Below are 15510 nucleotides of genomic sequence, written 5' to 3'. Positions count from 1 at the left end.
CTCTTTTTTATAACTCTTGTCTTAATGCTTGAATGACATCTATTTTCGTTGCTTTTCGTGCTGGTCTCCACCCTGAAATCATTGCAACACTAATACTAATCACAGAAGCAATGACCACAAGTTGCCAAGGTATTAAAGAGAAAGTCATCGATAGCTCTTCGAAACTGTCTTCCCCTAAAGCCGCTCCTACTATCATCGGCAAAATCCAGTTCGCTAGGAAGCTCACTACATAAGAAATAATGACAGCAAGTACTGTTCCAATAATGCCGATCCATGCACTTTCCATTAAAAACAAACGTTGGATCAATTTAGGACTAGCTCCTATCGCTTTCATCACACCAATTTCTCGTGTTCTTTCTGTTACCGCCATTGTCATCGTATTGAAAATACCAATGGATGCGATTAATACTGCAATTGTCCCAACAAAGATAAGTCCGATTTTGAAAGCCATGAAAAAGACATCTAATTGCTCTAGTTGCTCTGAAACGGAATATACACTATAACCCATTCCTTTTAGCTCTTCTGTTACTGATTTTACATGCTCTAAACTAGAAGTGTAGATTTTCGAGCTTGAGTAGAATAAGTCAGGATTTTCTCCTTCTACACTCGCATTATACACTTCTTGAAACTTGTCTTTCCATGAGTCATCTAATAATATATTCGTATCGACAATCCAATCTTTTGCCGGTTTCTCCGTTACTCCAACAATTGTAAAGTTCCAGTTTTCTGGGAAAGCTTCATCCGATTCGTAAGATTGAAGAGACATAGTAACTGTTTTGCCGATTAATGATTCTTTGTAACCTCCTATAGGTTCCGCCTCTTCTTCTATATTTTGCTCCATTTGATTACGTTCTGCATCTGTTAATAAGTTTTCCGCAAACTGATACCCGACAATGATTTCATTGTCCTTTGTAGGCATACGTCCTTCGGATAATTTAAGATTGGATTTTTGTTCTTCTGCAAAATTAGTAAGTGCCATATTTCCTTCAAGCGAGCGATTTTCAAGTTGGGAAACTGTCATTACATCCATTCGTGTTCTTTGCACAATAGCATTTACATGTTCAACTGCACTAATTTTAGAAATATCCAGGGCTTCCCCATCATTTGTATACACTTCTACTTCTGTAATAACTTGATCTTCTAATATTTCTTTACGCATCGTATCTTGTATGCCAAATCCAATGGAAGCAAGTACGATTAAAAATGCACAACCCATTGTAGCGGCAAGTATGGTCATAAATACACGTAATTTGTTTTTCTTTATATGCTGTCGTACAAAGTCTACCTGGTCTTTAAATAACATTGCTTGCATCTCCTTTCACTAATTCTCCGTCACGCATTCTGAATTTACGATGAGCGATATTGGCGACTTCCTCATCATGCGTAATAATTACAAATGTTACGCCAAGCGTTTGATTGAGATCTTGTATTAACAACAAAATATCTTGCTCGGTTTCTGAGTCTAAGCTGCCTGTTGGCTCATCTGCAAATAATATCGGAGGATTGGTAATTAGTGCGCGTGCAATGCTAACACGTTGCTGTTGTCCACCTGATAATTCATTTGGATAATGGTCTGATACTTCTTCTAATCCCACTTTTTTCAATAATAGTTGCACACTCGTTTTTCTTTTTTTCGCTGCTACTCCTTTTAGTTTCAATGGCAATTCAATATTTTCAAACGCAGTTAACCCTGGCATGAGTTGAAAGTTTTGAAAGATAAATCCAAAGTTATTTAATCGAAATTGCGCTCTTGCTGTTTCGCTCAAACTGACAGTTTCTTGGCCATTCACTATAATAGATCCTTGTTCCGGACTCATAAAGCCTGCTATCGTGTGAAGTAATGTGGACTTCCCTGATCCACTCTTTCCAACAATCGCAACGATTTCTCCTTTTTCTACTTCAAAGGACAGTCCCTTTAGGACGGGTACTTTCTTTTCTTTTCCCTTTTTCCCAATTAGAAATGTATGATTAACGTTCTGTACTTGTATCATTTATTTTCTCCTTCCTTTTTGCTACTTACATAGTGTACCTATTGTTTCTTAATATTTTGGAAGGATAAACATGAAGAATTTCTTAAGAAATATTTTATTGATATTCAAACTTTCCACGACATCTGCCCGTCTAATCATTGAAACGTAATCGCGGTACGGGAAAAAGGAGTTCAAATACGTCATGACGAAAAAGGAAAAATTTCAACTTGTTGAAAACTATATAATAGAACATCAAAACGATTATTATCGGCTAGCTTTTAGTTATGTAAAAAATAAAGAAAATGCTTTGGACATTATTCAAGACAGCATTTATAAAGCATTAAACTCGATCGAACGATTAGAGGAAGAGCAATATATTAAAACATGGTTTTATCGAATCGTTGTCAATACATCGATCGATTTCATCCGAAAGCATGGACGTATGCAAGCAATGGACGATGACATTCTTCATTCGTTTTTGCCAGAGCAAAATGATTCAGAAAAAGACTATGATTTATACGAAGCACTTGACCATTTAAAAGAACCATATAAAACGATTATTGTACTTCGTTATTTCGAGGATTTAAAAATTGATGAAATAGCAAGGATACAACGGGAAAATACAAATACAATCAAAACAAGATTGTATGCAGCACTTCGAAAATTGCGAATAAACATGGAAGAGAAGGTGGAATTATGAAGAAATTGCGAGATGCCAAAAAGAAATATGAAGAGATTGAAATCCCTGTGGAATTAAATAATTTAGTGAAAAACTCCATTAAAGAAGTAAAGAGAAAACAGAAAAGAAGGAAGCCTGTTAAACAATGGGGAATTGGTTTAGCGGCAGCGGCAGCATTATTTGTAACAAGCGTCAATGTAAGCCCAGCTCTAGCTCAATCCCTTTCCTCTGTACCAATGCTCGGTTCCATCGTTCAAGTCGTTACCGTGCAAGAGATTAAAATAGCAGAAGATAATTTTAATGCAGACATCTCAACTCCGAATGTAACAGGCTTAGAAAATAAAGAATTAGAACAAATGTTAAATGACAAATACATCGCAGAAAACGAAGCACTTTACGATAACTTCCAAAAGAAAATGGAGGAAATGAAAGCTGCAGGAGGGGGGAATTACGCAGTAAATGCAGACTATGAAGTGTTGACCGACACTGATTCTTTGCTCGTAATTGCAAACAGAAACTTAGAAATCATGGCTTCAGGTAGCGAGTCCGCAACATATGACAATATCGATAAAGAACACGAATTATATATTACATTACCAAGCTTATTTAAAGATGATTCCTATGTTCAAGTAATCTCTGCTTATATTAAAGAGGAAATGAAAAAACGAATGGCAGATGAAGAAGTTGTTTACTTTATGGAAGAAGATGGCTTTACATCGATATTACCTGATCAACAATTTTATATTACGGCAGATAATAAACTCACTATATCCTTTGATGAATATGAAGTAGCTCCTGGTTATATGGGAATGGTTACATTCGAGATTCCAACTGAGGTTATACGCGAGCTATTAATAAGTGACTATTATATAAAGTGATGGCTTGATTCTCACACTTTTTCATCAAAAAAACTGCTCCTTCTCACAAACTAGTGAGGAGGAGCAGTTTTGCTAATCATGATGGCATCGGAGTTTTGGTTGGTGCTGCATAACCTTCTTTATAAGCCTCATCGATAGCATTTCGAATTTCTACTAAAGATTTGCCCTCTTGTACCATGGAGATGCTAGCTATCGCCGTTTCAACACAAGCTGCACATCTTGTTCCGTGGTCATCCCACACAACTTCTCCATTTTCTTTGATCTCATGAACGAAACAGTTAAAGTTATCTTTGTGCCCTGCACTATCACCGCACCCACAGTAACAAGGCATCCATTTTAAAATATCGTGGGCTTTTGCTGCCGCTTGATAAACAAGTTGCATATCTTCTGACTGATTTTCTAAAAATGTTGGTAACACATCTGTTGATGCTGTTGTTTCTTGTATATCACCATTTGTTAAATGTGCGATATGATCGTCATGTTCTTCGTGATTTTCTTCTTTTGCTTTCTGCCCACATGCAGCGAGCACTAATACGGAAATGAGACATATAAATAGTATTTTTTTCATCTTAAATCATTTTTTCTGGACGAACAATTTCATCAAACTTTTCAACAGTTAATAAATCAAGTGCAACTGCTGCTTCTTTCAATGTCGTCCCATTTTTATGTGCATGCTTTGCAATTTTCGCAGCATTTTCATAACCGATATACGGGTTTAATGCAGTCACTAACATAAGTGAATTGTTTACATGGTGTTCGATTGTTTCTAAGTTCGGCTCAATGCCAACTGCGCAATTGTCATTAAAGCTAAGGATTGCATCGCTTAGTAAGCCTACAGATTGTAGGAAATTGTGAATGATAACTGGTTTGAAAACGTTCAACTGATAATGTCCTTGGCTTGCTGCAAAACTGATAGTAGTATCATTCCCCATTACTTGTGCGACAACCATTGTCATTGCTTCACTTTGTGTCGGGTTTACTTTACCTGGCATAATTGAGCTTCCTGGTTCGTTTTCCGGAATGGAAATTTCCCCAATACCGGAGCGCGGACCACTTGCAAGTAGACGGACATCATTAGCAATTTTCATTAAGTCTGCGGCAAGTGCTTTTACCGCCCCGTGTACATACACGACATCGTCATAACTTGTTAAAGAGTGGAATTTGTTTTTAGCTGAAGTAAATTCAATGCCTAATGCTTTCGAAATTTCAGCGGCAACTAAATCGCCAAATCCTTTTGGTGCATTCAGGCCAGTACCTACTGCAGTTCCACCGATCGCAAGCTCTTTCATGTCGGATACACTTTGAGTAATCATTTTCGAGGATTTTTCTAGCATTCTATGCCAACCACTAAACTCTTGTCCTAGTGAAAGTGGCGTGGCATCTTGCAAATGTGTTCGTCCAATTTTAATAATATCCATGAATTGCTCTGATTTGTTTCCAAGTGTTTCTTTCAATACATTGATTGCAGGTAATAGTTTTTGCTCTACCGCGAGTACTCCTGCGATATGTAACGCTGTTGGGAATGTATCATTGGAGCTTTGAGATTTATTGACGTCATCGTTCGGATGTAGTCGCTCTTCGCTTCCTTGTTGTTCTAGCAGTTGGTTTCCACGGTGAGCAATGACTTCGTTTACATTCATATTCGATTGTGTACCACTTCCTGTTTGCCATACGACAAGCGGGAAATGTTCATCTAATTTTCCTGCTAAAATTTCGTCAGCTGCTGCTGCGATAGCATCTTTTTTGGCTTCCGATAGATTTCCAAGAGAGTGACTAACTATTGCAGCAGATTTTTTTAATAAGGCAAGTCCATGGACAACACCAATTGGCATTTTGTCATTTCCAATTTTAAAGTTTTCTTTGGATCTTTGTGTTTGTGCTCCCCAAAGTCTATCTTGCGGAACTTGAATTTCACCCATAGAATCATGTTCAATACGATAAGACATTTTTCTCTCTCCTTTTTAATCCCATTTATTATTTTTTTCTTCAAGCATTTTCAAAAACTCATCCACTACACGAGGGTTAAATTGGGTACCCTTTCCATCTTTCATCTCTTCGATCGCTTCTTCAATCGTCATCGCGCCCCTATAGACACGGTCCGTTGTCATAGCATCGAACGCATCTACAACGGAAACGATAGAAGCTTCCAATGAAATTTCGTTCCCTGCTAACCCGTATGGATATCCTTTTCCATCATACCTTTCATGGTGCTCTTCTACAATAAAAGCGGCTTCCCGCAAACGCTCTACTTCATGATTTTTCATCATTTCCGCGCCTAATGTAGTATGCATCTTAATGATGTTCCATTCCTCTTTTGTTAGCTTGCCAGGTTTGTTTAAAATCTCTAATGGAATGGCTAATTTTCCTATGTCGTGAAAATAGGAGCCTACACTTACAATCGACACATTTCGTGTCGGTTCCATTCTCTTCCAAAGTTCAATCGAATAGTCTCTAATACGAGAGCAGTGATGGTAGGTATAGCCGTCCACTTCTTGTATTTTTCTTGCATCACGATGAATAATAAATCGCTCCGTAAAGTTTCGCTCGAAAAAAGAAGAGGTCATTTCAAATAACATTTCTACAGTTTCTTTTGCATAACAAGTATGGACAGCAGGATTCATTTTTGTATCAATTACGTCGCCTTGATACAAGAAAATCTTCTCCCCTTCTCTTTCCACTTCTAGTTCCCCACTCAGAATGGTATATCGCTCTGTAAATGAATTATCATCATCATTTGCAGTATAATGAATCCAAGAAGCGCTACCAGGGATGAGCGTATATAAAGAATAAGAAATACCATTTGCATTGCCAATATAGGTTGTTACGGATTTATCTGTAACCACTTTAGGCAAATGCATCTTTTCTTTAATATCCTGTATCTGTTCCATTGTTAGCATGCTATTTGCCTCCATTCATTTGACAATAAACTACATGATATACGTATATTATATAGTTTATTTAGAATAAATGAAATACGCTGAAAAAGCCGAGAATTATTTTCTCGGCTTTCGCATTGGTTACTCCGCTTGCTCTACATTCGATTTTTTTATCTCTTCTGTTAGTTGTTCAATACTCGGTCGAATATTTCCTTTGCCAGAGTAGTTTTCAAGCATTTCTTTTACATCGATTCCAGATGAAGCTTTTAATGTTTCTTGTAAGGTAGACATTAAACTAGTTGCATAAGAAGTCACTTTGTTTGCACCGCCACCTTCTCCGCTTCCTGTATCTACCACAGTAATTTTGTCGATATTGGAAAGTGGACTTGCAATTTGTTTCGCATATTCCGGTAACATATGGACAATCATATCTAGAACTGCAGCTTGACCGTACATATCAAATGCTTCTGCAATTTTACGTTTAGTCTCTGCTTCTGCAAGACCTTTTAGGCGAATAATATCTGCTTCTGATTCCCCTTGTGCTCTTTGAGAGTCGGCTTTTGCAAGACCTTCCAATCGGACTTTCTCTGCATCGGCTTTCGCTTTTGCTTCAATTCGATATTTTTCAGCATCCGCTTCTGCAATTTCTCGAGATTTAGAAGCTGCAGCATTTTGCTCAATTGCATATCGATCAGCGTCTGCTTTTTTCTTCACTTCAGAGTCATATTGTCTTTCACGGCGTAATATTTCTTTTTCTTCTAGTTCAATTTGTTTCTGACGCTCGATAATTTGAATTTGCATTTCTTGCTCGGTTACTTCTTGTTTCGAGCGTGCAGTTTCTAATTCATAGGCTTGGTCAGCACGTGCTTTTGCGATATCTTGTTCACGACGATATTCGGCTACTTTCAATTGATTGTCTTTTTCTGCTTCTGCAATTTCTGTCGCACGTTCTAGTTCCGCCCGTTGAGCGTCTTTGAACGCCTCCGCACGTTTAATACGCGTCTCTTTTTCAGCTTCTGCAGTAGCAATGTCTGCATCTCTTTTTACTTGTGCAATTCTAGGTTTCCCAAGCGAATCTAAATAACCATTTTTATCTCGCACATCTTTGATCGTAAAGGAAACGATGATTAATCCCATTTTAGCTAAATCTTGAGAAGCAACTCGTTGCACTTCTTGAGAAAACTTATCTCGATTTTTATAAATTTCTTCTACTGTCATAGATCCTAATATAGAACGCAAGTGACCTTCTAATACTTCTTTTGCTTCATTCTCCCGATCTTCTTTTGATTTCCCTAAAAATTGCTCAGCTGCAGTAGCTATCTCGGATATAGAACCTCCAATTTTAATGATTGCTGTACCATCTGCCATTACAGGTACACCTTGCTCGGTGTATACTTCAGGTGTGGTTACTTCCAACTTACTCGATAAAAGACTAAGTGGTACTCCTTGTTGAAACACTGGAAATACAAAAGTTCCGCCACCACGAATTATTTTAATGCGATTTCCAGAATCATCGGTATGCACATTTTTGGTCCCTAAATAACTACCTGTCACGATTAGTGCTTCGTCTGGACCTACAGTACGGTATTTCGTAATATATACTGCAAGTACAACGATTAAAACAAAGACAACCATTCCTATTACTATTAAAAGTCCCATATCCATTTTTATTCCCCCTATAATTAAATTATTGTAACGGTTCATATTCTTTCACTAAAAATGTACCGTCTTCTACATCAATGATTAACACTTGTTTGTCGTAATCTATCTCTTCTTTGTCATAACCAACTGCCCTTTTCGAAATAATTCCATTTACCGTTTCGATTACGATCTCTCCATAACCATCGATAGGTATCGGAACAATTACGCGTGCTACTTGGCCTTGCAGTGACTCATTCGTATATGCTGTGGAAACTTCAGCAGAAGCTAATGGAACAAGTACAAAGAAATACAATAAAAAAGTGATTATGCTGGAAACTATAAGTGCCACTATAATAATTATTTCTTCGTTCCAGTTCGTTAATTTTAATAGTATAAATCCAGTCGCACAGATAAATAATAAGAAAGTAAGTATTGTCGTTGGGTTCAAAATCCCACTATCCATTCCATCAATCGCATCTGCAAACAGCACATATAATATCGTAATTAAACCAATAGCGAATAATCCATACAAGAAGATTTGTTCGATTTTCCTCACCCCTTCCTCTTTTGTGACTCTCTAATCTTTTATACGAGCCAACTCACCGAAAGTTTCATATTTTTACATTGTTATAAATTTTTAAATTTCATTCGACAAAAAGCGCTTTCATTTGACTGTTTTCACCCTTATTTTAGGAAGTAATGTTACAGCATTGTAAATTTTGATAAATAGACGTAAAAAGTGTGTAGATTTTGTAATTTTTTTGGTATGCTATTTTAGGAAAAACGTTGAATAATAAACTTTCAAGTCCAGGAGGCTTTTTTATGATTGGTTCAAAAAAAACAGATCCCTTTTTCTCATCATTGTTAAATATCGCAAAAAACGTACAAGAAGCAGCACACTATACAGATGATTTTCGTGTTACTTCAATTTCTGATTTAAAGGAAATTAGTGTTCATGTAAAAAACTATGAGACAGCAGGTGACAAATTAATTCACGAGCTCATTGTTATGCTGAACAAATCGTTCATGACTCCTATTGAACGAGAAGATATTTTGCAACTTGCCGTTCGCATGGATGACATTTTGGATGGTATTGATGATTTTACTGCTAACTTAGAAATGTTCTCTCTTCTTGAAGTCGATGATTTTATGCGTACTTTCTTAGAGTATATTGTGAAAAGTACAGATGAAATCGTAAAAGCTATGGAGCTTCTTGCACAGAAAAAACTTCTTAAAATGCATGAGCATTCTGTTCTTATTAAAGATTATGAGCGTAAATGTGATGAAGTACTTCGTTCATCTATTAAACAGTTATTTTTAAAAGAAAAAGACCCGATTCGAATTATTCAATTTAAAGATATATATGAAAAACTAGAAGAAGTTGCAGATTATTGCCAAAACGTAGCTACTACGATTGAAGCAATTATCATGCGAAATGCGTAGGAGCACGTCTTATGGATTCTATTTTAATTCTTACAATTCTTGTTGTCGTTTTTGCTTTAGCTTTTGATTTCATTAACGGGTTTCATGATACGGCTAATGCTATTGCAACTTCTGTTTCAACAAGAGCGTTAAAACCTAGAGTCGCTGTATTGATGGCAGCTATCATGAACTTTGTTGGAGCACTTACTTTTACCGGGGTTGCAAAAACAATTACAAAAGATATCGTTGACCCATTCTTATTACAAAATGGTTCCCTCATTATTTTAGCTGCTTTATTTTCTGCTATTATATGGAACTTAGTGACTTGGTATTTCGGTATCCCTTCCAGTTCTTCACATACTTTAATCGGCTCTATTGCTGGTGCTGCGGTTTCTGCTGCTGGGTTTGCTGTTTTGAACTGGGAAGGATTCATTAAAATCATTCAAGCGCTAATTATTTCCCCATTTTTAGCGTTGGCAGTTGGATTTTTAATGATGTCTTTATTCAAAGTACTTTTTAGAAAGACAAGCCTATATGGGACAAATAAAGGTTTCCGTACATTTCAAATCGGAACTGCTGCATTACAATCCTTTACACATGGTACAAACGATGCGCAAAAAGCAATGGGTATTATTACAATGGCTTTAATCGCAGCTGAGTTACAAACAACTGATGATATTCAGTTATGGGTTCGGATTGCCGCAGCAACTGCAATGGGATTAGGTACTTCCATTGGTGGTTATAAGATTATTAAAACGGTTGGCGGTAAAATTATGAAGATTCGTCCTATAAATGGAGCCGCTGCTGACTTATCATCTGCCATGATTATTTTTGGAGCTACAACTATTCATTTACCGGTTTCCACAACGCATGTTATTTCTTCTGCTATTATGGGAGTTGGGACGGCTCAACGTGCGAAAGGCGTTAAATGGGGAGTTGCCAAGAAAATTGTTTTAACTTGGATCATTACATTACCAATTTCCGCAGTATTAGCGGGAGTTATATTCCAAGTACTTAACTTATTTTTCTAAGAAGAAAACCTCGTCTGTGAAAAGGCGAGGTTTTTTAGTGTCCTTTATTCTTTAATAACCAAACCAAGTGATTTTGCAAAACCAATTGCCTGTTCTGTCGATACGATGCAATCCTCAAGTTTTTCTATCGTCACGGTAAGTTGTTCATATGTGTTCGAGCTTAAATCTATTCCCTTTAAACTTGTCTCGGTGAAGTTAGCACCATCCAGTTCACATTTTTCAAAGCCTACTTTATCAAATGCTGCTTCTATAAAATCGGCACGATTGATAGACGTCTGTTTAAATAAGACCTTCTTTAATTTTGAAAAACTCATACTTAAATAATTGGCAACAGAGTCTTCTATTTTGACATCTGTTAGTCTACTTGCAGAAATATTCGTTCCTAATAGTTTGGAGTTTCTAATCTCCACCCGGTGAAATACTGCATCTCCAAAATCTACATTGGACAAATCACATTTTTCAAACAAACAATCCACAAATTCAACTTGTTGAAATCGAACCCCTTCCATTGATATGCCTTGAAAATGTATTTGATCAAAAATGATTTTGTCTTCTTGCTCCTCTTCCAGCTCCAAAGATGTCACAGTTCCTTCTGATACATAATAATCTTCTAAAAGTGCACTAGTTACATCCATTTCAGGTAAAAAGCTACGTAGCTTTGGTGAAGTAATTTTCAATTTAAATCCACCCTTTCTTTGTTCCTCTTATCTTAACATTATATTAGTATATTCTCGCTTCTTTCTAGTACAATGGAGAAAGTTATTTAGTATAAGGAGGAAACAGTATGCACTGGTTGTCTAATATGGTGACACGTTATTACAAAACAATCTTAGTCTTTTGGCTTGTATTGTTTATCGGTTTAGCAGTTCTTGCTATTCGTTTGCCAAGTTTATTAGAAGGTGACGGTTTTAGCACGGACGGAGAGCATCAACTAGTGATGGATGAATTAACGAATACGTTTGATCTTCCTGCGGAAACATTATTTATAGTTTTTGATCAAACAACGGACGACACAATCAAGCGAACAATAGCTGATTTGGAAGATTTACAAATTGCGGAAACAATTCAATCACCATTAGATGATCCTACCCTTTATAAAGACCATGTTGCCTATGCAATGTTACATTTTAATGGCGACATATCGGATATGCCCGAGGTAGTAGATTCAATCCGCACCGCTATTAACGGTGAAAAAGGAGTTACATTAACCGGTGGCGCCGCTATTAACAAAGATATTAATACTGCCAGCCAAAAGGACTTAGCAAGTGCAGAAGCAATTGGAATACCGATTGCTATTATCGTGCTACTCCTTGCATTTGGTAGCGTAGTAGCCGCATTTGTTCCGCTTGTAGTTGGTATCGTAACTGTTGTTTCTACATTCGGAGTCATGACTTTATTTAGTGAAACGATGAACTTATCGATTTTCGTATTGAATATTATTCCAATGCTTGGGCTTGCATTAAGTATTGATTTTGCCCTTTTACTGATTAATCGCTACAAGGAAGAACGGTCAAAACAATCGATTGTAGATGCAGTTCAGACGTCGATTCAAACGGCTGGTCGCTCCATTATTTTCTCAGCAGTGTGTGTATTCATCGGGTTAGGTGCGATGCTTGTTATGAAAGTAGAGATATTCCAAAACCTGGCGCTCGGTGGAATGCTTGTCGTATTTATGGCGGTTTTAGCATCCATCACGCTACTGCCTTCCCTTTTATTATTAATTAAAGATCGTATTAATAAATGGACAATTATTCGAGTAAAAGCTGGTGCTTCGACTAGATGGCGTAATTTCGCTGCTTTTGTGATGAAGCGTCCTGTGACACTTGTTTTAGTAGCACTCATCATTCTAGGGATTGGTATTATTCCTGTGAAAGATATGAAACTAACAATTCCGCAAGTGGATTCATTGCCCCTTTCATATGATTCTCGTCAAGCTTATGAATTAATGGATAAGGAGTTCGGATTAGGCGAAAAATCCACTGTTTATATGATTGCTGAACGCAGTGATGGCTGGGAAAATACAGCTGGGCTTGAAATGATGAAAAAAATAGAAGATCAATTATTAGATGATAAAGATGTAGAGTCGGTTAATACAATCTTTAGCGCAAGTAATATTGCTACTGCAGAGCAGTGGGAGCAAAGCATGGAGATGCCTGAAGTAAAAGCACAGTTGGCCCCTTTGTTGGAAACATTTGTTCAAGGAAATAAACTACTTATTCCAGTAACACTGGATTTGAACGGTTCTTCTGATGAAGCTCAAGACTGGGTTCGTGAATGGTCCGAAAAAGAGTTAGGCGTCAATATGATGCTTGGAGGACAACCTAAATTCAATCAAGAAATTTTCGATGAAATATTCAATAAAGTAGGTGTGCTCCTTGCGATTATTTTAGGATCCACTTTTGTCATTTTAATGATTGCTTTCCGTTCTATTTTAATCCCGCTGAAAGCAATTATTATGAATGTAATTGGTCTATCTTCTACGTTTGGAATTCTCGTTTATATATTCCAATATGGACATTTGGGAATAGAAGAGACAACGATTGCACTCATTATCCCGGTCATCGTATTTAGTTTAGTTTTCGGACTCAGTATGGACTACGAGGTGTTTTTAATATCTCGTATACAAGAAGAGTACTCGAAAAGTTTAGATAACACTGCTGCTACAATTGACGGGCTTACTTCTACAAGTAAGATTATTACATCGGCTGCGCTCATCATGATTGTCATCACTGGTGCCTTTGCCTTTACCGATGTAATGCCAGTGAAACAAATTGGAATTGGCATTGCGATCGCTGTTGCGATTGATGCATCGATCATTCGATTACTACTAGTTCCAAGCTTGATGAAACTATTTGGAAAATGGAATTGGTGGATGCCATTTAGAAAAGGGCCATATAAGGCTAGTAAATGGCATTAATCTTGCATTATTTTAAAATAAATGAAAAAGACCAGAAGAAAAATGAACTATTTTCTTCTGGTCTTTTCTTTATTAAAACTTTGTTTGATACCAGTTTTTTGCAGCTTGTACTTCGTCTTGTGTTAATTGATGTCCATATGAATGCCAGTATAATTCTACTTGTGCCCCAGCACCTTGTAGCAAATCACGTAATTCCTCTGATTCTGCTGCTGGACACATATGGTCATTTTTCCCTGCTCCAATAAATACAGGAGTATCAGAAAACGCTGGAAGCTCTACACCACGTCTAGGGACCATTGGATGATGCAAAATAGCACCTTTTAACACATTTTTATATTCGAATAAAAGATTAGCTGCAATATTAGCACCGTTCGAATAACCGATTGCCACTACATTATTACGATCAAACTCATAATTTTCCGCTGCCTCATCAATGAAGTTTTTTAATTCTTCCGAACGGAGCATTAAATCTTCCATATCGAATACACCTTCAGCTAAGCGCTTGAAAAAACGGGGCATCCCATTTTCCAATACATTTCCGCGCACACTTAATATATTAGCCGCTCTGTCAATTTCTTTACCCAGTCCAACTAAATCATGCTCATTTCCACCTGTCCCGTGTAATAGCAATAAGGTTGGTTTGGACTGGTCATCGCCTTTATAAAAAACATGTTTCATGTTAAAACTCCCTTTCAAATATCTTGAATCTGAGATAATTATAACGTGAATCATTTTTTCGGTCAAATAAAGAGATTTCCATTCTTCGAAAGCAACTCTTTTAACTTTTCAGGCTCATCTACACGAATAGCAAATTCAGTCACACTTTTTTTCATTCCCATAAACATCACTGCTTCTACTGGTTCATGTAAGTGAATGATGGCTTGTGGCTCTACTTTTTCAAAGTCCTTGTATACAAATTGCAATGTATGCTTACTCGGCAAAGTGGCGCCCCACTCTACTTCCTTAATATTAGATAAAGATATAACCATTCGAGATGCCATTCCTTGTGTAATATATAGTTTCTCATTTCTTATTTCCATAGGATGAAGTCTTGTAATCTGAATATCAGCTACTATAAAAAATACAGAGTATATATTTAAGACCAGTAAAATTATCGACAGAACGAGTGATTTTTCATGTAGCCACCAGTGTAATCCAATTGTTTCAATTAAGATTGCATGGATAAGCATAATATTCATCGCAACTGCGCTCGTTTTTTTATGCATAGTCACTACACCTTCGTGACTAGGTGCATTCTTTTTCCATGTAAATAAAGCATAATAAAACATTAAAAATTCAGATATTATTATACGAATGAAAACATTTTTTGTTGCTACTTTTTCCACAGTTGGAAGCAAACTATAAATTGCATCCTCGCTCAATTCTTTCATTTCACTGCGAATCACCGAAGCTTTACGAATCACCATAAAAATGAGCGCAAGTTCTGCGAATACTAACAACGCTTCCAATCCAAGACCAACATACAGTATTCCTCTATACGGCGCATATAGCTCGGCAGGTATAAGAAACCTTGCTAATATAAGACCGAACACCATTAATCCAATTGTTTGTTTGAAAGATATTTTAAAAGCTACATAAACTAAAATAGGTGCCACAATCGCTAAATCAATAAGTGATCCTATAGCTACACCGCTTGTTAACGTAAGAGATAAAAAATCTGGAACCCCAGAGTGATACAGAAGAAAATTTGTCGTAACAAGTAGAAGAAGAAATGCTAGTGCTAGATTAGCATTACGGGTTTTGCGATACGCCATATAAATTCCTCCTTTTCTTTTATTATATCTTTCTTGCCGATAAAATCTTTCAGAAAAGCAGTACAATTTAATGACATTCCATAAGTAATTTCTAGTGAATGAATTACTTTGGTAGTAACCGGAAAACGGCTAAGAGCAACCAATACTTAAAATAGCACCTTTTAGAATTAGTTGCTTTCATCGGCAGTTTAGTTGCTCTCATGCTGATTTTAATTGCTTTCATACTTAAACTAGTTGCTTTCAATAGCTTTTTGATTGCCCTTAGCCATTCTTTGGAATTTTGCACAACGTTGTGAGAGCCTGCAAGAGCGTTAGCGACGT

15 protein-coding genes are annotated in these 15510 nt (G+C 36.8%); 5 read left to right on the top strand and 10 right to left on the bottom strand.

What is annotated here, in order from left to right:
- Positions 1-7 precede the first annotated feature (7 nt).
- Together ACIQ38_RS12790 and ACIQ38_RS12785 are read right to left on the bottom strand one after the other, a co-directional pair.
- Positions 8-1303, bottom strand: a complete 1296-nt coding sequence (locus ACIQ38_RS12790) for an ABC transporter permease (protein ID WP_402823267.1) — start codon at positions 1301-1303, stop codon at positions 8-10.
- Positions 1293-1991, bottom strand: a complete 699-nt coding sequence (locus ACIQ38_RS12785; protein WP_402823265.1) for an ABC transporter ATP-binding protein — start codon at positions 1989-1991, stop codon at positions 1293-1295. The genes ACIQ38_RS12790 and ACIQ38_RS12785 overlap by 11 nt, the downstream gene beginning before the upstream one ends.
- 181 nt (positions 1992-2172) lie before the next feature.
- On the opposite strand from ACIQ38_RS12785, the gene ACIQ38_RS12780 reads away from it, so the two are divergent.
- Together ACIQ38_RS12780 and rsiV are read left to right on the top strand one after the other, a co-directional pair.
- Positions 2173-2670, top strand: a complete 498-nt coding sequence (locus ACIQ38_RS12780) for an RNA polymerase sigma factor SigV (protein WP_402823262.1) — start codon at positions 2173-2175, stop codon at positions 2668-2670.
- The gene (gene rsiV / locus ACIQ38_RS12775) at positions 2667-3527 is read left to right on the top strand and encodes an anti-sigma-V factor RsiV (RefSeq protein ID WP_402823259.1); all 861 of its coding nucleotides are present in this window, start codon (positions 2667-2669) and stop codon (positions 3525-3527) included. The genes ACIQ38_RS12780 and rsiV overlap by 4 nt, the downstream gene beginning before the upstream one ends.
- Positions 3528-3603: 76 nt before the next feature.
- Here the strand turns inward: rsiV and ACIQ38_RS12770 are convergent, their stop codons facing one another.
- The 5 genes from ACIQ38_RS12770 to ACIQ38_RS12750 all read right to left on the bottom strand — a co-directional run bounded on the left by ACIQ38_RS12770 (position 3604) and on the right by ACIQ38_RS12750 (position 8600).
- Positions 3604-4095, bottom strand: coding sequence for a PCYCGC motif-containing (lipo)protein (locus tag ACIQ38_RS12770; protein WP_402823257.1), 492 nt, complete (start codon positions 4093-4095; stop codon positions 3604-3606).
- 1 nt (position 4096) lies between these two features.
- Positions 4097-5473 carry a class II fumarate hydratase gene (gene fumC / locus ACIQ38_RS12765; protein WP_402823254.1) on the bottom strand — a complete coding sequence of 459 codons (1377 nt, stop codon included), beginning with the start codon at positions 5471-5473 and terminating at the stop codon, positions 4097-4099.
- A gap of 15 nt (positions 5474-5488) precedes the next feature.
- Entirely contained in the window at positions 5489-6424 is a 936-nt protein-coding gene (locus tag ACIQ38_RS12760; RefSeq protein ID WP_402823251.1) for an HD domain-containing phosphohydrolase, read from the bottom strand.
- A 120-nt stretch (positions 6425-6544) separates the two neighbouring features.
- Positions 6545-8068, bottom strand: a complete 1524-nt coding sequence (locus ACIQ38_RS12755) for a flotillin lipid rafts scaffold protein FloT (protein ID WP_402823248.1) — start codon at positions 8066-8068, stop codon at positions 6545-6547.
- 22 nt (positions 8069-8090) lie between these two features.
- Positions 8091-8600 carry an NfeD family membrane protein gene (locus tag ACIQ38_RS12750; RefSeq protein WP_402823245.1) on the bottom strand — a complete coding sequence of 170 codons (510 nt, stop codon included), beginning with the start codon at positions 8598-8600 and terminating at the stop codon, positions 8091-8093.
- A 266-nt stretch (positions 8601-8866) separates the two neighbouring features.
- Here ACIQ38_RS12750 and ACIQ38_RS12745 point away from each other — a divergent pair, with 266 nt between their 5' ends.
- A complete protein-coding gene (locus tag ACIQ38_RS12745; protein ID WP_402823242.1) occupies positions 8867-9487 on the top strand; it encodes a DUF47 domain-containing protein in 621 nt (206 codons plus the stop codon).
- 11 nt (positions 9488-9498) lie between these two features.
- Entirely contained in the window at positions 9499-10497 is a 999-nt protein-coding gene (locus tag ACIQ38_RS12740; protein ID WP_402823239.1) for an inorganic phosphate transporter, read from the top strand.
- A gap of 44 nt (positions 10498-10541) precedes the next feature.
- Here the strand turns inward: ACIQ38_RS12740 and ACIQ38_RS12735 are convergent, their stop codons facing one another.
- Complete coding sequence (locus ACIQ38_RS12735) at positions 10542-11174, bottom strand: pentapeptide repeat-containing protein (protein WP_402823236.1); 633 nt, start codon at positions 11172-11174, stop codon at positions 10542-10544.
- A gap of 107 nt (positions 11175-11281) precedes the next feature.
- Here ACIQ38_RS12735 and ACIQ38_RS12730 point away from each other — a divergent pair, with 107 nt between their 5' ends.
- The gene (locus tag ACIQ38_RS12730; protein ID WP_402823233.1) at positions 11282-13414 is read left to right on the top strand and encodes an MMPL family transporter; all 2133 of its coding nucleotides are present in this window, start codon (positions 11282-11284) and stop codon (positions 13412-13414) included.
- A 72-nt stretch (positions 13415-13486) separates the two neighbouring features.
- Here ACIQ38_RS12730 and ACIQ38_RS12725 read toward each other — a convergent pair whose 3' ends face one another.
- On the bottom strand, positions 13487-14092 hold the full coding sequence (locus tag ACIQ38_RS12725; RefSeq protein WP_402823230.1) for an alpha/beta hydrolase: 606 nt from the start codon (positions 14090-14092) through the stop codon (positions 13487-13489).
- A gap of 62 nt (positions 14093-14154) precedes the next feature.
- The gene (locus tag ACIQ38_RS12720; protein ID WP_402823227.1) at positions 14155-15189 is read right to left on the bottom strand and encodes a beta-carotene 15,15'-monooxygenase; all 1035 of its coding nucleotides are present in this window, start codon (positions 15187-15189) and stop codon (positions 14155-14157) included.
- Positions 15190-15510: the final 321 nt, after the last annotated feature.

It is taken from the genome of Psychrobacillus sp. NPDC096389 (assembly GCF_044762855.1).
GTDB lineage: Bacteria > Bacillota > Bacilli > Bacillales_A > Planococcaceae > Psychrobacillus.
The sequence above is the reverse complement of the archived record's forward strand: the minus strand, read 5'-3'. Positions and strand labels throughout refer to the sequence as shown.